General features: G+C 71.1%; 18 protein-coding genes and 1 tRNA gene. 11 read left to right on the top strand and 8 right to left on the bottom strand.

Annotated features, from left to right (window positions below):
* The first annotated feature begins 180 nt into the window (after positions 1–180).
* From ACFT2C_RS21530 to ACFT2C_RS21520, 3 genes are all read left to right on the top strand, one after another.
* Complete coding sequence (locus ACFT2C_RS21530; protein ID WP_377209127.1) at positions 181–837, top strand: hypothetical protein; 657 nt, start codon at positions 181–183, stop codon at positions 835–837.
* Between the two features lie 63 nt (positions 838–900).
* Positions 901–2,442 carry an alpha/beta hydrolase gene (locus ACFT2C_RS21525; RefSeq protein ID WP_377209126.1) on the top strand — a complete coding sequence of 514 codons (1,542 nt, stop codon included), beginning with the start codon at positions 901–903 and terminating at the stop codon, positions 2,440–2,442.
* 125 nt (positions 2,443–2,567) lie between these two features.
* Positions 2,568–2,640 (top strand) — tRNA-Thr (locus ACFT2C_RS21520).
* 176 nt (positions 2,641–2,816) lie between these two features.
* On the opposite strand, the gene ACFT2C_RS21515 is transcribed toward ACFT2C_RS21520, so the two are convergent.
* Together ACFT2C_RS21515 and ACFT2C_RS21510 are read right to left on the bottom strand one after the other, a co-directional pair.
* Positions 2,817–3,203 carry a DoxX family protein gene (locus ACFT2C_RS21515; protein WP_377209125.1) on the bottom strand — a complete coding sequence of 129 codons (387 nt, stop codon included), beginning with the start codon at positions 3,201–3,203 and terminating at the stop codon, positions 2,817–2,819.
* 134 nt (positions 3,204–3,337) lie between these two features.
* Complete coding sequence (locus ACFT2C_RS21510; protein WP_377209124.1) at positions 3,338–3,796, bottom strand: DUF2809 domain-containing protein; 459 nt, start codon at positions 3,794–3,796, stop codon at positions 3,338–3,340.
* A gap of 23 nt (positions 3,797–3,819) precedes the next feature.
* Here ACFT2C_RS21510 and def point away from each other — a divergent pair, with 23 nt between their 5' ends.
* On the top strand, positions 3,820–4,509 hold the full coding sequence (gene def / locus ACFT2C_RS21505) for a peptide deformylase (protein ID WP_377209123.1): 690 nt from the start codon (positions 3,820–3,822) through the stop codon (positions 4,507–4,509).
* A gap of 61 nt (positions 4,510–4,570) precedes the next feature.
* Here the strand turns inward: def and ACFT2C_RS21500 are convergent, their stop codons facing one another.
* The 3 genes from ACFT2C_RS21500 to ACFT2C_RS21490 form a co-directional block, all read right to left on the bottom strand.
* Positions 4,571–5,149 carry an alpha/beta family hydrolase gene (locus ACFT2C_RS21500; protein WP_377209122.1) on the bottom strand — a complete coding sequence of 193 codons (579 nt, stop codon included), beginning with the start codon at positions 5,147–5,149 and terminating at the stop codon, positions 4,571–4,573.
* A 40-nt stretch (positions 5,150–5,189) separates the two neighbouring features.
* A complete protein-coding gene (locus ACFT2C_RS21495) occupies positions 5,190–6,023 on the bottom strand; it encodes a hypothetical protein (RefSeq protein ID WP_377209121.1) in 834 nt (277 codons plus the stop codon).
* 70 nt (positions 6,024–6,093) lie between these two features.
* Positions 6,094–6,714 carry a hypothetical protein gene (locus tag ACFT2C_RS21490; protein ID WP_377209120.1) on the bottom strand — a complete coding sequence of 207 codons (621 nt, stop codon included), beginning with the start codon at positions 6,712–6,714 and terminating at the stop codon, positions 6,094–6,096.
* Positions 6,715–7,009: 295 nt separating this feature from the next.
* On the opposite strand from ACFT2C_RS21490, the gene ACFT2C_RS21485 reads away from it, so the two are divergent.
* Positions 7,010–9,571 (top strand): ATP-dependent Clp protease ATP-binding subunit, encoded by a 2,562-nt coding sequence (locus ACFT2C_RS21485; protein ID WP_377209119.1) that lies wholly within the window; start codon positions 7,010–7,012, stop codon positions 9,569–9,571.
* Between the two features lie 130 nt (positions 9,572–9,701).
* Here the strand turns inward: ACFT2C_RS21485 and ACFT2C_RS21480 are convergent, their stop codons facing one another.
* Entirely contained in the window at positions 9,702–10,439 is a 738-nt protein-coding gene (locus ACFT2C_RS21480) for an IclR family transcriptional regulator (protein WP_377209118.1), read from the bottom strand.
* A 69-nt stretch (positions 10,440–10,508) separates the two neighbouring features.
* Here ACFT2C_RS21480 and eda point away from each other — a divergent pair, with 69 nt between their 5' ends.
* Genes eda through ACFT2C_RS21465 form a run of 3 tightly spaced genes read left to right on the top strand, consistent with a single transcriptional unit; the run spans position 10,509 to position 13,323 of the window.
* A complete protein-coding gene (gene eda / locus ACFT2C_RS21475) occupies positions 10,509–11,201 on the top strand; it encodes a bifunctional 4-hydroxy-2-oxoglutarate aldolase/2-dehydro-3-deoxy-phosphogluconate aldolase (RefSeq protein WP_377209117.1) in 693 nt (230 codons plus the stop codon).
* Complete coding sequence (locus tag ACFT2C_RS21470) at positions 11,198–12,298, top strand: sugar kinase (RefSeq protein ID WP_377209116.1); 1,101 nt, start codon at positions 11,198–11,200, stop codon at positions 12,296–12,298. The genes eda and ACFT2C_RS21470 overlap by 4 nt, the downstream gene beginning before the upstream one ends.
* Positions 12,299–12,327: 29 nt before the next feature.
* The gene (locus ACFT2C_RS21465; RefSeq protein WP_377209115.1) at positions 12,328–13,323 is read left to right on the top strand and encodes an NAD-dependent epimerase/dehydratase family protein; all 996 of its coding nucleotides are present in this window, start codon (positions 12,328–12,330) and stop codon (positions 13,321–13,323) included.
* Between the two features lie 122 nt (positions 13,324–13,445).
* On the opposite strand, the gene ACFT2C_RS21460 is transcribed toward ACFT2C_RS21465, so the two are convergent.
* Positions 13,446–14,462 (bottom strand): LacI family DNA-binding transcriptional regulator, encoded by a 1,017-nt coding sequence (locus tag ACFT2C_RS21460; RefSeq protein ID WP_377209114.1) that lies wholly within the window; start codon positions 14,460–14,462, stop codon positions 13,446–13,448.
* A gap of 291 nt (positions 14,463–14,753) precedes the next feature.
* On the opposite strand from ACFT2C_RS21460, the gene ACFT2C_RS21455 reads away from it, so the two are divergent.
* A complete protein-coding gene (locus tag ACFT2C_RS21455) occupies positions 14,754–15,464 on the top strand; it encodes a DUF624 domain-containing protein (RefSeq protein WP_377209113.1) in 711 nt (236 codons plus the stop codon).
* A 119-nt stretch (positions 15,465–15,583) separates the two neighbouring features.
* Positions 15,584–16,504: a hypothetical protein gene (locus ACFT2C_RS21450; RefSeq protein WP_377209112.1), complete on the top strand. Its 921-nt coding sequence runs from the start codon at positions 15,584–15,586 to the stop codon at positions 16,502–16,504.
* Positions 16,505–16,516: 12 nt separating this feature from the next.
* Here ACFT2C_RS21450 and ACFT2C_RS21445 read toward each other — a convergent pair whose 3' ends face one another.
* Complete coding sequence (locus ACFT2C_RS21445; RefSeq protein ID WP_377209111.1) at positions 16,517–17,287, bottom strand: helix-turn-helix domain-containing protein; 771 nt, start codon at positions 17,285–17,287, stop codon at positions 16,517–16,519.
* Positions 17,288–17,533: 246 nt separating this feature from the next.
* Here ACFT2C_RS21445 and ACFT2C_RS21440 point away from each other — a divergent pair, with 246 nt between their 5' ends.
* Positions 17,534–18,199, top strand: coding sequence for a DUF4097 family beta strand repeat-containing protein (locus ACFT2C_RS21440; RefSeq protein WP_377209110.1), 666 nt, complete (start codon positions 17,534–17,536; stop codon positions 18,197–18,199).
* The last annotated feature ends 21 nt before the right edge of the window (positions 18,200–18,220 follow it).

The raw sequence follows: 18,220 nt of genomic DNA, 5'->3' as shown, positions 1-18,220 counted from the left end.
GTCCGAGTCTCCCCGGCGACACCGGGGAGACTCGGACAGGCGCTCTACTTCGCGAGTCGTCCTACGCGTCGAGGGTGACGTGCAAGACCTGCGCTCCCCGCCACATGACACGGGTGGAGGGGTCGCAGGCTGCGGCCCCTCCACCAGGTGAATTTCGGCGGCGAGTGGAAGGATCTGGGCATGAAGATCAGGCGGATCGACCGGTCCGGTGTGACGGCGCGGGCTCTGGCGCGTGCGGGCATGACAGCTCTGGGCATCAGCATGACGGCGGCGCTCGCGCTGTCGGGGTGTGCGCAGTCCGACGTCGGCGGGTCCGAGGCGGGCTCGTCGACCACGACCGCCTCGCCGGCCCCGGAGGAGAGTGACACGGCCAGCCCCAGCCCTTCGGACGACGCAGGCGAGGGCGACATGCCGGTGCAGGCCGCCGACATGGAGACCAAGGCAGGCAACTCCGGGCGCGGACTGCCGCCCGGCCTGGAGGGAAACACCGAGTCGACGGTCGGCGTCGCCTGGGCCCCCGAGGAGGGTCTGCTGTACGTCGTGACCAACGGGTCCAGCTCGTGCCCCACCTACGCGGAGCCGGAGGCGACCCTGGGTGCGGGCGGCAAGTCCGCGAAGGTCGCCGCCGCGGACGGCGTCCTCTCGGTGCGCCTGACGCCGCCGAGCGACGGCATCTGCACGATGGACTTCGGGCCGACCACCACGGTGGTGGGGGTGCCGGCGGAGTCGGACACCGGCGAGGAGATCCCGGTCATGCTGGGTGACAAGGGCACGGTCCAGCTGCAGCCCCGGGCCGCCGAGGGCAAGCCCGGACCGGTCGCCTGGCTCGACTCGTGAGGGTCGCGTGTCGGTTCGCCAACGGGTAAGAAATCTACCCAGCACAACCGGTAGGTTGTCCGGGTGATTCGCCCCGCCAGCCGTCGTCAGCCTGCGGCCGTCGTCGCCACCCTGCTCACCACAGTTCTTCTCCTCGCCGCCTGCGGTGCACCCCCCAAGGTGCAGACGGCGCTGGAGGACGTGGGCAAGTCGGACGGCTCGGCGACGGAGGGCGCGCCGAAGGGGTTCGAGGACTACTACGGCCAGTCGCTGGAGTGGGCCGAGTGCGGTGAGGGCTTCCAGTGCGCCACCGCCTCGGCCCCGCTCTCCTGGCACGACGCCGGGGCGGGCAGCATCGAGCTAGCGCTCAAGCGGATCCCCGCCTCGGGGCAGAAGGTGGGCTCGCTGCTGGTCAACCCGGGCGGGCCGGGTGGCTCGGGCGTGGACTTCGTGGGCGACCCGGCGCGGTTCGGGCAGTCGCTGCGCTCGTCGTTCGACATCGTGGGCTTCGACCCCCGGGGCGTCGGGCAGTCGACGCCGGTGAAGTGCTACGACGACGCGGACAAGGACGAGTTCCTCAGCACGGACTACCCCTACACGCCGGAGGGCCTGGCCGACCGGCAGGACGCCGTCCGGGCCTGGGGCCAGGCCTGCGCCGAGAACACGGGGCCGCTCCTGGGGAACGTGGACACGCAGTCCGCCGCGCGCGACATGGACATGCTCCGAGCCGCGCTCGGCGACGACAAGCTCAACTACCTCGGCTTCTCCTACGGCACCCAGCTCGGTGCCACCTATGCAGGCCTCTTCCCGGACCGCTCGGGTCGTCTCGTGCTCGACGGCGCCCTCGACACCACGCTGGCCTCGGACGAGGTGGCGCTGCAGCAGGCCGAGGGCTTCGAGAGCGCCCTGCGCGCCTACGTGACGGACTGCCAGGCGAGCAGCGACTGCCCGCTCACGGGCGACGTCACCAATGGCCTGAAGCAGATCCAGGCGATCGTCGAGGACGCGGAACCCAACCCCATCCCGACGTCGTCCGGCCGTCCCGTCACCAAGAAGCTCGCCTTCTACGGCGTGGCCGTGACGATGTACGACGAGGCGTCCTGGTCGTTCCTCACGCAGGCCCTGCAGGAGGTGCTCGTGGAGGGCAAGGGCGACGACCTGCTCTACCTGGCGGACGTCTACAACGACCGCAGCGAGGACGGCACGTTCAAGTCCAACAGCGAGGAGGCGTTCCGCGCGATCAACTGCGCCGACTCCCGCGCCGAGGAGGACATGGGCACGATGCAGGAGCTCGCCGCCCAGATCGAGGAGGCGGCGCCCACGCTCGGCGAGTCCTTCGGCTACTCGGGCATCGAGTGCACGGACTGGCCGTACCCGCCGGCGAAGCAGGAGTTCGACCCGGCCGCGAAGGGTGCGCCGCCGATCGTCGTCGTCGGCACCACCAACGACCCCGCCACCCCGTACCGCTGGGCCGAGTCGCTCTCGAAGACGCTCGCGTCGGGCGTCCTGGTCACCTACGAGGGCGAGGGGCACACGGCGTACGGGCGGTCGAACACGTGCGTCGCCGACGCCGTGGAGGGCTACCTGGTGGACGGCACCGTGCCGGACGAGGGCCTCACCTGCTGACCCGACGTCGGCCCTGATCCGAGGGGTTGAGCACGTCACACGGTTTCGCTTTGAAACCTGGGCCTTCCATTGGGTACAGTGAGGGCCGCTCACCGATCCGGTTCTGGCCGGCTCGTGGTGCGCGCGCCGCCTTAGCTCAGTCGGTAGAGCGTCTCACTCGTAATGAGAAGGTCGTGAGTTCGATTCTCACAGGCGGCTCACGCGTGTCGAACTACACGTCAGACCCCCCAAGCACTCGTTTGGGGGGTTTGTTCGTTCCTGTGCCCGGACGCGGGCGCTGTCGCCCTAGGTCCTTCACTGGCGGATCAAACCCTATGCACCTGCGGTTATCTGTAGAGAGTTTGACCCACCAGTCCGAAGAGCCTCTGGGCTGGTCAGTCGACGAAGGCCTCCGGCCCGAACCGCCCCCACACCACGAAGCCGATCAGGACCAGGTAGGTCAGGTCGGCCACCAGGAGCTTGTACTCGCGGCGCGTGATGCGGGTGGCCGCCGCGCCCACCATGATCATCGCCAGGCCGAGGGCGGCGAGGCGCACCAGGTCGGTCGCGATGCCGAGAGCCGCGGGCAATATCAGACCAAGCCCACCCAGGACCTCCAGGGCGCCGATGGCCTTGACGGAGCCGGGCCTGAAGTCCTCGACCCAGGCAGCGGCAGGTCCCGTCGCGACGATCCTCTCCTTGCTCATGATGAGCTTGAGCCCGCCGCCGGCCACGTAGGCGACCGAAAGCAGCCCGGCAACTATCCACAGGGCGATGTTCATGCGGTTCTCCTCGAAGGTGACGTCATGTCCGCACCGCCGACGACGGCGGTGCCCCGGGTGTGACATCGCACCGAGGCGGAACTGCGCACGTCGGCGACGATCTGGGGCAGGCCGTGGACTGATCTTCGCGCCGGTCACACGCCGCTGGACGGAGCGGTCCGGCGACCTGACGCCCGACGGCGCGCGAGCGATCGTCCGGCACGCGCTGCGCGGGCTGTCCGGTGCAGCGCCCAGCCCAGCGCCGCCCCGACGGCGTAGAACGGCAGGTCAGGCGTGTTGAACGTAGTGCCGAGCACCAGCCGGGCGAGCGTGCTGTGCGCGCCCAGCTCGGCGGGGACGCCGGTGAGCTGGAAGAGCTCGACGGCCACGCTGACCCCGAACGCCACCAGCGCGGCCACCCACCCGCGAGTACGCGGCGCCACTACGAGCACGAGCCAGAAGATCAGCAGGGCGTAGAGCGCGTCGCCCGCGTACTTCGCCAGGTCGCCGCCCAGCACGGACCGCACGGACAGGCCGGCGGCCACGGTCAGCACCGCCGCGACGGCGGGCGCCGCCCGAGGCCGGAGGCCGGTCGGTACCGCCGTGCGCTGCATCCGTCGAAGGTACCCTCTGTGCCATGGCATGGACCCGCCCCCTACGGCGCAAACCCGTCACCTACCTGCTCGGAGAGCCGGTCGAGGAGTACCCCGCGATCGCCCCTGAGGTGGAGCGTGGCCGTGTGCTGCGCATCACCGAGATCGGTGAGCCGGTGCTGCACAACCCGGCCCGGACCGTCGAGAAGTTCTCCACCCCGGAGCTGGCGCGGCTGATCGACGACCTGTTCGCCACGATGGAGTCGGCGCAGGGCGTGGGCCTCGCGGCGCCCCAGGTCGGCGTAGACCTGCGGGTGTTCGTGTACGACCTCACGGACTCGTCCGGCGACCGGCACGTGGGGCACGTGGTGAACCCGGTGCTCGAGATGGACCTCGACGCGGAGCCCGAGACGGAGGAGGAGGGCTGCCTCTCGATCGTCGGCGCGTACGAGCCGCTCGAACGTCCCGGCGCGGCGACGGTGCGCGGCGTCGACCAGCACGGCGGGCCGGTGCAGCTCTCAGGCACCGGGTACCTCGCACGGTGCTTCATCCACGAGACTCAGCACCTCGACGGCACGCTCTACTGGGACCACCTGAGCGCCGACCTCCAGGCCGACGCGCTGGAGCAGCGGGACGAGGAGCGCGAGCACATCATCGCGGAACGCCGCGAGATCGCCATCGAGCTGGACAAGACCCCGCCGTCGTACCCGGAAAAGCCGGCCGGAGGCCGCTGAAGCTCTGGTTGTGAGCGTGACCGTAGCGCCTAAGACGGTCGCACAGTCGCAACGATCGCGCTCACAGCACGGCGAGCCAGGCCGCTACCGCTTCCGCCACCGCCCTTTCCCGCACCGCGCCGCGCATGTCGTGCGCGCCGGACAGCGTCACCGTCGTGACGGGACCGGGAATCGCGGCGACGTGCTCCGCGAGCTCGTCGGGCGTGCCGAACTGGTCCTTGTCGCCGGACACGAACAGCGTGGGCACCTCGATCTGCCCGAAGTGCTCCACGCGAAGCTTCTCCGGACGTCCCGGCGGGTGCAGCGGGTAGCTGAGCAGCACCAGGCCCGCCGCGGGGAGCCCCTCCGCGACGGCCATGGAGCACATCCGCCCGCCGTACGACCGCCCGCCCAGGAGCAGCCGGTCCGTCGGCACGCCGAGCTCGTCGGCCCACGCCGTGGCCTCGGCACGCAGGTGCGCGACGGCGACCGGCGCCCGGTCCGGCATCCGGCGCCCCTCGAGGCGGTACGGGAAGTCGACCCGGCGCACGGGCAGCGGCGGTTCGGCGTCGGACAGGGCGCGCTCCACGGCGACGAGCGCCGGGCTGTCCCGGTTGGCGCCCGCGCCGGGCGTCAGGAGGAGGCCTGCGGGTGTGGTCACGAACCCAGTCTGCCCTGGGCGCCCGGCGCGTGAGCGGGACTCAGGTCAGACGGCGCCAGAGCACCAGCACGCCGGCCGCTGTGAGCAGCGTGCCGCCGCCGAGCACGGCCACCCAGCCGAGCGGTGAGATGACGTCGCTCTGCTCCGCGGCGTGCACGTCCCGCCGCACGGTGGGCTGCCGCTGGATGTCCTGCACGAGGGCCGCCCCGGGAGACATGTGCGACGGCGACGGGCTCGGCGTGCTCGAGGCGGTCGCGGACGGCGTCGGGCTGGGCGTCGGGCTCGGGGTCGGCGTGGGGGTCGTGGTCTCGGACGGCGTCGGTGCGGAGGTCGGCGTCGACTTCGCCACCTGCGGCTGCGCGGGCTTCGGCGTCGCCGCCTGCCTCGGCTTCGTGTCCTTCGTCGCGGTCGGCGCGGGGGTGGACTTCGGGGGACCGGCGGCTGGCTCGTCGGCGGTGCAGGCGGTGCTGTCCTCCGACTCGTGCCAGTTGCTCGCGTCCTCGACCTCGACCCACACCACGCAATAGCCGTCCTCGTAGGCCTGGCGGGCCTCCCAGAACGCGGCCCAGCCGTCGTTCTGCTCGTCCCGGGTCAGGTCGCGGGAGTAGGCCTGGCCGCCGTTGCGCGACCCGAGGGGCCGCACCACGTAGGAGACCTCGTCGCTCTCGCCGTCCGGCTCGAACGCGACGCCGTCGACGCTGACCCAGATGCCGTCCCGGTTGGGCTCGGCGGCGGCAGCATGCTGTCCGACGGCGGCCGTGCCCACCAGCGCGAGCGCCGCCATGAGCAGCAGCGTCGGCAGGACAGGACGCCGTGCCGAGGGTCTGCGCACCGCAGGCCGCGGTGTCGCGGCGGAGGCGGTGGCGCGGATCACAGCGGCGATCGTACCGCCGTCCGACGCGCCGCATGGGGTGAGTCGGCTGCCGCTGGGGGTGAGCCGCGGGTTAGAACCGCGGGCCTTCCTCGCCGTGGAGGAGGTTGCGGATGGGGCGGGTGATGACGTCGACGCGGTCCACCAGGTCGGCAGGCCCGGTCACGACGACCGCGCGGTCGGCGGCCGGCGAGTACACGGCCGTCACGTTGCGCACCGTGACGCGCATGCAGCGCTTGGCCGCGCCGTCGACCCGGAACTGGCGGGTCTCGCACGGCACGTCGTCGACCTCCGCGACGATGGCGCGCATCGCGCTGCGGTAGTCCTGGTACGACTCGGCGAGGTCGGCCACGTCGGTGATCTCCTGGGACGCGGCCGGGTCGACGTCGGCGTGCAACGGGGCGACGAGCGCGCCGCTGCAGGCGGCGCGGACGATGTCCTCGATCTGCGTCGGCGTGGCGGGCACGCGGAGGGTCTCGATCTCGACGGTCTCGCCGGAGAACGTGCGATAGGACCGCAGGAACCGTTCCTCGGTGGGGTCCGTGCTGTCGGAGACGCCGGTGACCTCCTCCTCGACGAGGTCGAGTCCCCAGGTCAGGGGGTCGTCCACCTCGCCGACGACGCCGGAGAAGCGCGCGAAGCGCGCGACGATCTGTTCCCAGGACTCGGGGGTCGGGCTCGGTTCGTCCGCCATGTGGCCTCCCCGGGGCGGGTGCGGGACTGACAAGAGACTGCCGGGTGAGGCGGGACGCGTCAACGACCTCCGCCAGAATCGGCCCGGAATCAGCCGGGACTCGCCGCCGGATCCCGGTGCCCGGGCGTGTCGCGCCGCGCCGGGTGCTCAGGGCCGCTCTGGGGTACGACATCGTCACGCCCCTGGCGAACAAGGGCATCAACCGGCCCATGGGCGCGTTGTGAGCGCATAGAGTCATTGCGGTCAGGCCTGGTACCGCCGGTGCAGGTGTACGCCGCTCGTGAGGGAGCAGCACATGTTCGAGAGATTTACGGATCGCGCCCGTAGGGTCGTCGTCCTCGCCCAGGAAGAGGCGCGGATGCTGAACCACAACTACATCGGCACGGAGCACATCCTGCTCGGCCTCATCCACGAGGGTGAGGGCGTAGCCGCCAAGGCGCTCGAGTCGCTAGGGATCTCGCTCGACGGCGTCCGCACCCAGGTCACCGAGATCATCGGTGAGGGGCAGCAGGCGCCGAGCGGGCACATCCCGTTCACGCCCCGCGCCAAGAAGGTTCTTGAGCTGTCGCTCCGCGAGGCGCTGCAGCTCGGCCACAACTACATCGGCACGGAGCACATCCTGCTCGGTCTCATCCGCGAGGGTGAGGGCGTCGCAGCACAGGTGCTCACCAAGATGGGTGCCGACCTGAACAAGGTGCGCCAGCAGGTCATCCAGCTGCTGAGCGGCTACCAGGGTAAGGAGCCGGTCTCCGCGGGCGGTCCCCAGGAGGGCCAGCCCGCAGGCTCGGCCGTGCTCGACCAGTTCGGCCGCAACCTCACCCAGGCCGCGCGCGAGGGCAAGCTGGACCCGGTCATCGGTCGTACGCAGGAGATCGAGCGGGTCATGCAGGTCCTCTCCCGCCGCACCAAGAACAACCCGGTGCTGATCGGTGAGCCCGGCGTCGGCAAGACCGCCGTCGTCGAAGGGCTGGCCCAGGACATCGTCAAGGGCGATGTCCCGGAGACGCTCAAGGACAAGCAGCTGTACACGCTTGACCTGGGCGCGCTGGTCGCCGGTTCCCGCTACCGCGGTGACTTCGAGGAGCGCCTCAAGAAGGTGCTCAAGGAGATCCGCACGCGCGGCGACATCATCCTGTTCATCGACGAGATCCACACCCTGGTGGGTGCGGGTGCCGCCGAGGGTGCTATCGACGCGGCCTCGATCCTGAAGCCCATGCTGGCTCGCGGTGAGCTGCAGACGATCGGTGCCACCACGCTCGACGAGTACCGCAAGTACGTCGAGAAGGACCCGGCCCTGGAGCGTCGCTTCCAGCCGATCCAGGTGTCCGAGCCGTCGCTCGAGCACGCCATCGAGATCCTCAAGGGCCTGCGCGACCGCTACGAGGCGCACCACCGCGTGTCCATCACGGACTCCGCGCTGGTCTCCGCGGCCACGCTCGCCGACCGGTACATCAACGACCGGTTCCTCCCGGACAAGGCGATCGACCTGATCGACGAGGCCGGGGCACGTCTCCGTATCCGTCGCATGACGGCGCCGCCGGAGCTCAAGGAGCTCGACGAGAGCATCGCCGAGGCGCGCCGCGAGAAGGAGTCGGCGATCGACGAGCAGGACTTCGAGAAGGCCGCCGGACTGCGTGACAAGGAGAAGCAGCTCACGCAGGTTCGCGCGGACAAGGAGAAGGCCTGGAAGTCGGGCGACCTCGACACGGTCGCAGAGGTCGACGACGAGCTGATCGCCGAGGTGCTGGCGATGTCCACGGGCATCCCGGTCGTCAAGCTCACGGAGGAGGAGTCCAGCCGCCTGCTCCACATGGAGGAGGAGCTGCACAAGCGGGTCGTCGGCCAGGAGGCCGCGATCAAGGCGCTGTCGCAGGCGATCCGCCGTACGCGGGCCGGCCTCAAGGACCCGAAGCGTCCCGGTGGCTCGTTCATCTTCGCCGGCCCCACGGGTGTCGGTAAGACCGAGCTCGCCAAGGCGCTCGCCGAGTTCCTGTTCGGTGACGACGACGCGCTCATCCAGCTCGACATGTCCGAGTTCTCGGAGAAGCACACGGTCTCGCGGCTGTTCGGCTCCCCGCCCGGATACGTCGGCTACGACGAGGGTGGCCAGCTCACCGAGAAGGTGCGGCGCAAGCCGTTCTCCGTGGTCCTGTTCGACGAGGTGGAGAAGGCGCACGCCGACATCTTCAACTCGCTGCTGCAGGTGCTCGAGGACGGTCGCCTCACGGACTCGCAGGGGCGAGTGGTCGACTTCAAGAACACCGTGATCATCATGACCACCAACCTCGGCACGCGGGACATCGCCAAGGGCCTCCAGACCGGCTTCAACGCCGGCGGCGACCTGGTGACCTCCTACGAGCGCATGAAGGCGAAGGTCAACGACGAGCTCAAGCAGCACTTCCGGCCTGAGTTCCTCAACCGCGTCGACGACACGGTCGTGTTCCCGCAGCTCTCGCAGGACGAGATCATCCAGATCGTCGACCTCGAGATCGCCAAGCTCGACAAGCGTCTGCGCGACCGGGACATGGGCATCGAGCTCACGCCCGTCGCGAAGGGTCTGCTGGCCGAGAAGGGTTACGACCCGGTGCTCGGCGCACGCCCGCTCAAGCGTGCGATCCAGCGGGAGATCGAGGACTCGCTGTCCGAGAAGATCCTGTTCGGCGAGCTCACCGCCGGTCAGCTCGTGATCGTGGACGGCGTGGGCGAGGGCATCCTCGGCGAGTTCACGTTCCAGGGTGTGGAGCGCGACGAGCGTCGTCGGCCGACCCCGGCCGAGCCCCAGTCGGTGCCCGCGGGCGCCGGACTGGTGCCGCGCGACCTGCCGCCGTCGGGCCAGATGGCTGCCGGCGGGGCGTGATCGCCCGGTAGCTCTCCGGACCACGAAGGCCCGGTCACCCCGAGAGGGGTGGCCGGGCCTTCGTCGTCCATTCCCGTGAGTGCTGGGTATTTGCGCTGTTCGGGCCTCGGAGAGCGCAAATAGCCCGCACTCAACGAGTCGTGAGGCCTGCCGGGAGGAGGGCGGGGAGGACGTTCCGGAGGGCCGCTACCCGGTCGGCGCGGGCGGCGCCCCGGAGGCGCTCGGCCGGGGCGGTGATGCTGACCGCGGCGACCGCACGCCCAGCCCGCAGCAGCGGGACCGCTATGCAGGCGATGCCCGGCTCGTTCTCTTCCGTCTCCCCCGCGATCCCGGTGGTCCGGGCCTCCGACAGGGCCTCACGCAGGCGCTCGGGGCGGGCGTCCTCGCCGGCGAACCGGGCGAGCGCCGCGTCGTCGAGCTCCTGGACCGACAGGAGCGCGCGACCCAGCGCCGTCGTCGCGGCCGCGCGCCGCCGTCCGACGGCAGACCACACGCGCACCGCGCGCTGCGGCTCGACCTTGTCCAGGTAGACGACCTCGCGCCCGGCGAGCACCCCGAGGTGCACCAGCTCGTCGGTCTTCTCGCTGAGTGCCGTCAGGGCCGGGTGCAGCAGCGCGGGCAGGTTCTCCTCGGCCAGGTAGGTGCTCCCGAGGGCGAGCGCGGCGGGGCCCAGCCGGTAGGCGCCGTCCGGCGTCTGCTCGGCGTAGCCGCGGTGCCGCAGCGCGGCGAGCGTGCGGTGCAGCGTGGGCTTGCTGACGCCGACCGCCTGGGCGAGCGTCGCCAGCGGGGCGCCCGCGGCGCCGAAGCCCGCGAGCGTGTCGAGCGCGAGGAGCGCCTTGTCGACGCCGCCGAGCGGACTGGCTTCCATCGGGCTCCCTCACGTAGCATGCGTTTCGCAGTGAACAACAGGCGTTCACCATAGCGAAACGGAGATCGGATGTCATCCGCGGACAGCACAGTCCTCGAGACCCTCGCCGCGCACCGGCTGGTTCCGGTGGTCGTGGTCGACGGCGCCGACGAAGGCGCCCGCCTAGCCGACGCGCTGGTCGCGGGCGGCCTTCCCGTCGCCGAGATCACGCTGCGGCTCGCGGGCGGCCTCGACGCCATCCGGGCGGTCGCGAAGAACCGGCCCGACGTCGTCGTCGGCGCGGGCACTGTGACCACCACGCGGCAGGTGGACGACGTCGCCGCGGCCGGAGCCCGCTACATCGTGTCCCCGGGGCTGTCGGCCGCCGTCGTGCGGCGCGCGCAGGCGCACGGCATCCCCGTGCTGCCGGGCGTGGCGACGCCGTCGGAGATCATGGCGGCGCTCGACCTGGGGGTCGACGTCGTCAAGCTGTTCCCCGCGTCCGTCGTCGGCGGACCTGCCGCGATCAAGGCGTTCTCCGCGCCGTTCCCGGGGCTGCGGTTCGTGCCGACGGGCGGCGTCAGCACCGCCAACCTGGCCGACTACCTGACCCTGCCGCCGGTGCTCGCGGTCGGCGGCTCGTGGATGGTCGACCGCAAGCTCGTCACCGCGGGCGACTGGGACGAGATCACCCGCCGCACCCGCGAGGCCGTGGCGCTCGCGGCGCAGATCGACGGCCGCGCGGCCTCGACAAGCTCGACCACCGAGGAGAACAACCGATGACCTCGCTCAACGTCCGCCCCGCCGCCGAGAGCGCCTACGACGTCGTAGCCCTCGGCGAGGTGATGCTCCGCCTCGACCCGGGCAACCGCCGCGTCCGCACCGCCCGCAGCTTCGACGTCTGGGAGGGCGGCGGCGAGTACAACGTGGCGCGCGGTCTGCGCCGCTGCTTCGGCCTGCGCGGCGCGATCGTCACCGCGCTCGCCGACAACGAGATCGGCCGGCTGGTCGAGGACTTCATGCTGACCGGCGGCCTCGACACGCAGTACGTGCGGTGGGTGCCGTACGACGGCATCGGCCGCGAGGTGCGCAACGGCCTCAACTTCACCGAGCGCGGCTTCGGCGCACGCGGCGCCGTCGGCGTGAGCGACCGCGGCCACACCGCCATCGCGCAGATGCGGCCCGACGACGTCGACTGGGACGCGCTGTTCTCCCGCGGCGTGCGCTGGCTGCACACGGGCGGCATCTTCGCGGCGCTCTCCGAGAGCAGCGCGGACGTCGCCGAGGCCGCGATGGCCGCCGCCCGCCGGCACGGCACCATCGTGTCGTACGACCTGAACTACCGGCCCTCGCTGTGGAAGGGCATCGGCGGGGAGGAGCGCGCGCGGGAGGTCAACCGGCGTCTCGCCCGGCACGTGGACGTGATGATCGGCAACGAGGAGGACTTCACCGCCTCGCTCGGCTTCGAGGTCGAGGGCGTCGACGAGAACCTGACCGACCTGGACACCGGCGCGTTCCGCTCGATGATCGAGACGGCGTCCGAGGCGTACCCGAACTTCCAGGTGATCGCCACGACCCTGCGTGGGGTGCGTTCCGCGTCGCGCAACGACTGGGGCGCCGTCGCGTGGTCGCGCAAGGAGGGCTTCGCCGAGGCCACGCACCGGGCGGACCTGGAGATCTTCGACCGCGTCGGCGGCGGCGACTCGTTCGCCTCCGGCCTGGCGTACGGGCTCATGGAGCTGAGCTCCCTCCAGGAGGCCGTCGAGTACGGCGCGGCGCACGGAGCGCTCGCGATGACCACCCCGGGCGACACCACCATGGTGACGCTCGCGGAGGTGGCCAAGCTGGCCCGTGGAGGAAGCGCCCGCGTGCAGCGCTGACCAGCCCGGATGGTGCAAGGATTGAGGCCATGTCGTCCAAGAGCATCCTGTTCATCGGTGGAAGCGGAATCATCAGCCATGCCTCGGTGGCCCGTGCCGCGCGGCTCGGGCACCGGGTGACGGTGCTCAACCGAGGCAGATCCTCGGCCCGTGCGCTTCCGGCGGACGTGGAGACGCTCGTCGCGGACGCGAACGACGCCCAGGGAGTGGCCACGGCGCTGGGCGGCCGGGAGTTCGACGTCGTCGCGCAGTTCCGCGCGTTCACCCCGGAGCACGTGGTGCGCGATGTCGCGCAGTTCGCCGGGCGGACCGGGCAGTACGTGTTCATCTCGTCGGCATCGGCGTACCAGACGCCGCCGGCGGGGCTGCCGGTCCGGGAGTCGACGCCGCTGCGCAACCCGTTCTGGCAGTACTCGCGGGACAAGATCGCGTGCGAGGACCTGCTGGTCCGGGAGTACCGGGAGAGCGGGTTCCCGGTGACGATCGTGCGGCCGTCGCACACGTACGACCGCACGCTGCTGCCGACGTCGGGCGGCTGGACCGACGTGGCCCGGATGCGCTCCGGGAAGCCCGTGGTGGTCCACGGCGACGGCACGTCGCTGTGGACGCTCACGCACACCGAGGACTTCGCGGTCGGGTTCGTGGGCCTGCTCGGTCACCCGCTCGCCGTGGGGGAGACGTTTCACATCACCGGCACGCACGCGCCGACGTGGGACCAGATCTACACGTGGCTCGGCGAGGCGGCGGGCGTGCGCAGCCTGGACCTGGTGCACGTGGCCTCCGAGACGATAGCCCGCGTGCTGCCCGAGATCGGCGACGGCCTGGTCGGCGACAAGGCGCACTCGATGGTCTTCGACATCTCCAAGGTGCGCACGCTCGTGCCGGAGTTCGGCACCACCATCACGTACGACATCGGCGCCGAGGAGCAGATGTCCTGGTTCGACGCCCACCCCGAGGCGCAAGTAGTGGACGCCGACCTGGACGCGGCCTTCGACCGCCTGGCGGAGCACGCGCGCTCGATCTGACCCCGACCGCCCGCCGCCGTTGGTCGAGCTTGTCGAGACCTCACCAGGTCTCGACAAGCTCGACCAGCGGGGCGCTCGACCAGCGGGGGGCTCGACCAGCGGGGCGCTCGACCAGCGGGGAGTCAGGTCAGCGGCGCCGTCGAGTCTCTGACGACCAGCTCCGTGGAGAGGTTGAGGCGGCGGACCTTCGGGGAACGGCCGCGTGCGATGTCGAGCAGGATCTGCGTGGCGGCCGCTCCCATCTCGCCGAGCGGCTGCCGCACGGTGGTCAGCGGCGGGCCGACCCAGGACGCGAGCGGCAGGTCGTCGTAGCCGACCACCGACAGGTCCTCGGGCACGCGCAGCCCGAGCTGGTGCGCGGCCCGGAGCACCCCGAGGGCCTGCATGTCGGAGCCGGCGAACACCGCCGTCGGGCGGTCCGGCAGGGACAGCAGGTCCAGGCCCTGGTCGAAGCCGGCCTCCACATAGAAGTTGCCTTCCCGCACGAGCGCGGGGTCGACGACGGCGCCGGCCTCCTCGTGCGCCGAACGGAACCCGTCCACCCGGGCCCGGCTGCACAGCATGTCCCATGGCCCGGTGATCATCGCGATGCGGCGGTGGCCCAGCGCGAGCAGGTGCCGCGTGGCCGCCAGCCCGCCGTTCCAGTTGTCGGAGCCCACGGAGGCGACGTCGGCCGGGGGCTCGCCGTCGGTGTCGATCACCACGTACGGGATGTTGCGCCGGTCGAGCTGCTGGTGCTGCCCGTCGGACAGGTTCGCGGCGACGAGCAGCACGCCCAGCGGCGGGCGCGCGATGGTGGTGTCGAGCCACCGGGCGGGCGGGCGGTGCTCGCCGCCCAGCTCGGACAGGATCACGCTGATGCGCGCCTCCGCCGCGGCGTCCTCGACGCCCCGGATGATCTCCATGGACCAGGCCGAGCCGAGTTGGTGGAAGACGAGGTCGATCAGCCCGGTGCCGGCCGGCGCGGTGGCCGGACGCCGCCGCCGGTACTGGTGCCGCTCCAGCGCCGCCTCGACGCGGTCGCGGGTGGCGGGGGCGACGTCGGCCCGGCCGTTGAGCACCTTGGAGACCGTGGGCACCGACAGGCCGAGCTCGCTCGCGATCGACGCGATGGTGGGGCCCGGGCGCACGCTGGTCATCGCATTCCACCTTTCGCTGTTGTTCGCGGAACTTTCGAACTGACGGTACACCGCTTCTCGATCGTAACCGCCAGATCTGCGGCCAGTCTTGACGATCCGACGTTTCTCACCCTAATGTCCCAGACGGAAACACTGTCGGCAGTAGCGTCGATAGTTTCGAAAACGTTCCACAACGAGGTGGGGGTCCGGCGTCGACCTGCTGACCGGACGGACCGTGCGACGAGGAGAGACCCTGGTGCTCAACCCGACCGACGTGGTGCTGCTGCGCGAGGACCCACCGGGAGACCCGGCGTGAGCCCCGGCGGAGGGCCCGGGCCCCGCGAGGGGGTGCGGCGCGAGTTCGGGGAGGGTGTGCTCGGCCGCGCGACCGCCGTCGTCTACTGGTACCTGATTGTCGAGGTGATGCTCGTCGTCGCGGTCCTGCCGGGGGCGCTGGTGTCGCTCTTCCTGGCGCGCACGCCGGGTAACGCGGTCCTGTTCGCGCTGTGCCTGGTGCCGGTGGGGCCCGCGGTGTCGGCGGCGCTGTTCGCACTGCGCGACCGGACCAAGGCGGAGGGGCTCACCCCGGCGTCGTCGTTCTGGCGGGGATACCGGCTGAACTGGGCGGACGCCCTGAAGGTGTGGGTGCCGGGGCTGGTCGCCGGGGTGGTGATCCTGCTGGGGCTGGCGAACGTCGGCGCGGGCGGCGTGCCCGGCTGGTACGCGGGCGCGCTGGTCGTGATCGGGGCGGGGCTGCTCCTGTGGATGGTGAACGCGCTGGTGATCGTGTCGTTCTTCGGCTTCCGGACCCGGGACACGGCGCGCCTCGCGGCGCACTTCCTGGGCGCGCGGCCGCTCGTCACGCTGGGCTCGCTCTCGCTGCTGGTCCTCGCCGCCGGGATCGTCCTGCTGACCACGGAGGCGGTGTTCGGCCTGCTCGCGGCGATCTGGCTCGCCCTCGTCCTGCGCAACGCGCGGCCCCTGCTGTCGGACGTCGAGGAGCGGTTCACCTCGGCCGGTTGAGCAAGACGGATCTCGCAGATTCGCTGGACTTCACCCGTAGGTTCGCTGCCCTGCCCTCGCAGTTCTGACATCGCGCACCCCCATTGTCCGATCTGGGGTTCTTGCGCCAAAGTGTGCCCATGGCAATCAAGCAGGGGGACCCGGCACGGCTGACCTATCGCTATCTGCGGGTGGCGATAGTGGCAGTGGTGCTGGTGCTGTTCGTGTCGCTGGTCATGCAGATCGTCGCGGACCACGGGCGGCTCGGGTCGGGCGAGGAGTGGTGGCACGCGTCGATCAGTGCGTACTTCTACTCGCCCGTGCAGAGCATCTTCGTGGGCACGCTGGTCGGCATCGGGACGTGCCTCATCGCGATCAAGGGGCGGCGCGGTGCCGAGGAGGTGCTGCTCAACTTCGCCGGCATGTTCGCGTTCGCCGTGGCCTTCGTGCCGACGCCGCTCGACGCCGCGATGTGCACCGACGAGCCGTACTGCCTCGACATGCCCGAGCGGGTCGGCAACAACGTGGGGACGCTGCTCCTGGTCGGCGGCCTGGTCGTGCTGCTGTCGACCTGGCCGCGCCGTCGCGACCTGCTCCGCCGCGAAGGCTTTGACCTGTGGCTGACCTGGCTGACCTGGGCGGCGACGGGCGTGTGGCTCCTGGCCTGGCCCGCGAGCTTCCTGGCGGTGGCGCACTACGCCGCGGCGGTCCTGCTGTTCGCCTGCCTCGTCGGCGTCGCCTGGATCAACGGCTCGGACCACGCGGTCACCGCCCAGGCGCTCGAGCGGCTGCGCGGCATGTCGGCCGCCGCATACCGGGTCTGGTACCGGTGGATAGCCGTGCTGATGGCCACCGTGCTCGTCGTCGGGCTCGCGACCATGGTGGTGCTCGACAGGTATTACCCGGAGCTGTTCCCGCAGACGCTGTTCGTGGTCGAGACCGTGATGATGCTGATCTTCGCGCTCTTCTGGACCCTGCAGACCATCCAGTTCTGGGACATCGGCCTGCCCGCGCGCGCTCAGGTCGAGGACCGGAAGGTGCCGGGGGACACGCCCGTGTAGCCGGTCCGCCGGCTATTGGCGGTCCGGGCCCGGAGCGGTCTCGTCCGACGGCGGCGCCGCGTTGTCCGACGGCGGCGCGGCCTGGGCGTGGAGGATCTCGCGGGCCTGCTCCGCCGCGCGGGCGATGCTCTCGCCGACGAAGTCCATGAAGCGGGCGATGTTCTCCAGGCGGGCCGCGGCGGGGGTGTGCGGGCCGAGAACCCGGACGCCCTGCCGTGCGGTCTCGGCGAGCGCGGTGTTGGCCCGAGCGCCCGCGATCGTCGCCTGGTAGAAGAGCTCGTTGTCGACGACGTAGCGGTCCCGCCGGCCGTCGGCGCGTTCCCGGCGGACGAGGCTCTGGCTCTCCAGGAACGAGATCGCCTTGGAGACCGACGCCGGGCTGACCTGGAGGTGGCGGGCGAGCTCGGACGCGGTGAGGCTGCCCGTGTCGCTGACGAACAGGCAGGTCAGCACCCGTGCCGTCATCCGGGGCAGGCCGGAACCCATGAGGACGGTGGTGAGGGTCTCCTCGTAGTCCGCCACGGCCGCGGCGTCGCGCCCGTGTGCCTGCGGGGGCGCCGCCGGTCGCGGGGACGCGGGCCTGCGCCGGCGCGTGCGGCGTTCGGTGGCGCGGTGCGCCAGGTCGGCTCGGTAGGCGGTGGGACCGCCGTTGCGCATCACCTCACGGGTGACCGTCGAGGTCGGCCGGTCGAGGCCGCGAGCGATCTCCGCGTAGGGCTGGCTGTCGGCCAGCCCCAGCGCGATCTGCTGGCGTTCCTGCTTGGTGAGCCTGCCTCCCGGCATGACGACCTCCTCGGCGGTCCTTTGCGGTGCTCCCTGGTGCCCTCACTCTAGCGTTCACTTCTGACCCATTGCAACATTTGCGTTGACTACGTTGCGTTGCATTCTGAACCGTTGCAACAATATTAGCGGTCTGACCTGCATAAACGGGACCACGGTGCAACGAGGTGGTTGTCCAGATCTGGAAAGCAACGTAGCGTTTCCGGTATCAGAAACAACGAGCAGCACCCAGCACAGGAGCCGATCGCCATGAACACGTTCAACACCCCCGCCGCCATCTCCGCCGTCATCGACACCCCCGCCGGGCGGGTCCAGGTCATCGCCGCGGACCGCACCGACACCACTGTCGAGGTCCGGCCGGCCAACGCCGCCAAGGGCCGCGACGTCCAGGCCGCCGAGCAGACCACCGTCACCTACGCCGACGGCGTCCTGCGGGTCAGCGCCCCCGAGCCGAAGAGCCAGCTCGTCGGCCCGACCGGGGCCGTCGAGGTCACGGTCCAGCTGCCCGCCGGCTCCCGCGTCGAGGCCGCCTCCGCCAGCTCCGAGCTGCGCGGCGTCGGCCGCCTGGGCGAGGTCGTCTTCGAGGGCGCGTACCACCAGATCAAGATCGACGAGGCCACCAGCGTTCGCCTGAGCACCATGGACGGCGACGTCGAGGTCGGCCGCCTGACCGGCCCCGCACAGATCAGCACCCAGCGGGGCGACATCCGGGTCGCCGAGGCCACCAGCGGCACGGTCGTGCTCAGCACCCAGTCCGGCCACATCTCGGTCGGCGCCGCCCCCGGCGTCTCGGCCGCTCTGGACGCCGGCACCAGCCAGGGCCGCGTCAGCAGCTCCCTCAAGAACGACGGCGCCGTCGAGCTCGACATCCGCGCCACCACCATGCAGGGCGACATCACCGCCCACAGCCTCTGAGCCTCTGCAGTGTCTGACGCC

This window comes from Promicromonospora sp. NPDC057138 (genome assembly GCF_042670845.1).
GTDB lineage: Bacteria > Actinomycetota > Actinomycetes > Actinomycetales > Cellulomonadaceae > Promicromonospora.
Note: the sequence above shows the minus strand (reverse complement) of the source record. Positions and strands in the feature narration are given on the sequence as shown.

Coding starts and splice junctions, on each gene's coding strand:
- ACFT2C_RS21530 (WP_377209127.1), top strand. CDS start 181: ATGAAGATCAGGCGGATCGACCGGTCCGGTGTGACGGCGCGGGCTCTG.
- ACFT2C_RS21515 (WP_377209125.1), bottom strand. CDS start 3,203: ATGAACATCGCCCTGTGGATAGTTGCCGGGCTGCTTTCGGTCGCCTAC.
- ACFT2C_RS21510 (WP_377209124.1), bottom strand. CDS start 3,796: ATGCAGCGCACGGCGGTACCGACCGGCCTCCGGCCTCGGGCGGCGCCC.
- def (WP_377209123.1), top strand. CDS start 3,820: ATGGCATGGACCCGCCCCCTACGGCGCAAACCCGTCACCTACCTGCTC.
- ACFT2C_RS21490 (WP_377209120.1), bottom strand. CDS start 6,714: ATGGCGGACGAACCGAGCCCGACCCCCGAGTCCTGGGAACAGATCGTC.
- ACFT2C_RS21485 (WP_377209119.1), top strand. CDS start 7,010: ATGTTCGAGAGATTTACGGATCGCGCCCGTAGGGTCGTCGTCCTCGCC.
- ACFT2C_RS21480 (WP_377209118.1), bottom strand. CDS start 10,439: ATGGAAGCCAGTCCGCTCGGCGGCGTCGACAAGGCGCTCCTCGCGCTC.
- eda (WP_377209117.1), top strand. CDS start 10,509: ATGTCATCCGCGGACAGCACAGTCCTCGAGACCCTCGCCGCGCACCGG.
- ACFT2C_RS21470 (WP_377209116.1), top strand. CDS start 11,198: ATGACCTCGCTCAACGTCCGCCCCGCCGCCGAGAGCGCCTACGACGTC.
- ACFT2C_RS21465 (WP_377209115.1), top strand. CDS start 12,328: ATGTCGTCCAAGAGCATCCTGTTCATCGGTGGAAGCGGAATCATCAGC.
- ACFT2C_RS21460 (WP_377209114.1), bottom strand. CDS start 14,462: ATGACCAGCGTGCGCCCGGGCCCCACCATCGCGTCGATCGCGAGCGAG.
- ACFT2C_RS21450 (WP_377209112.1), top strand. CDS start 15,584: ATGGCAATCAAGCAGGGGGACCCGGCACGGCTGACCTATCGCTATCTG.
- ACFT2C_RS21445 (WP_377209111.1), bottom strand. CDS start 17,287: ATGCCGGGAGGCAGGCTCACCAAGCAGGAACGCCAGCAGATCGCGCTG.
- ACFT2C_RS21440 (WP_377209110.1), top strand. CDS start 17,534: ATGAACACGTTCAACACCCCCGCCGCCATCTCCGCCGTCATCGACACC.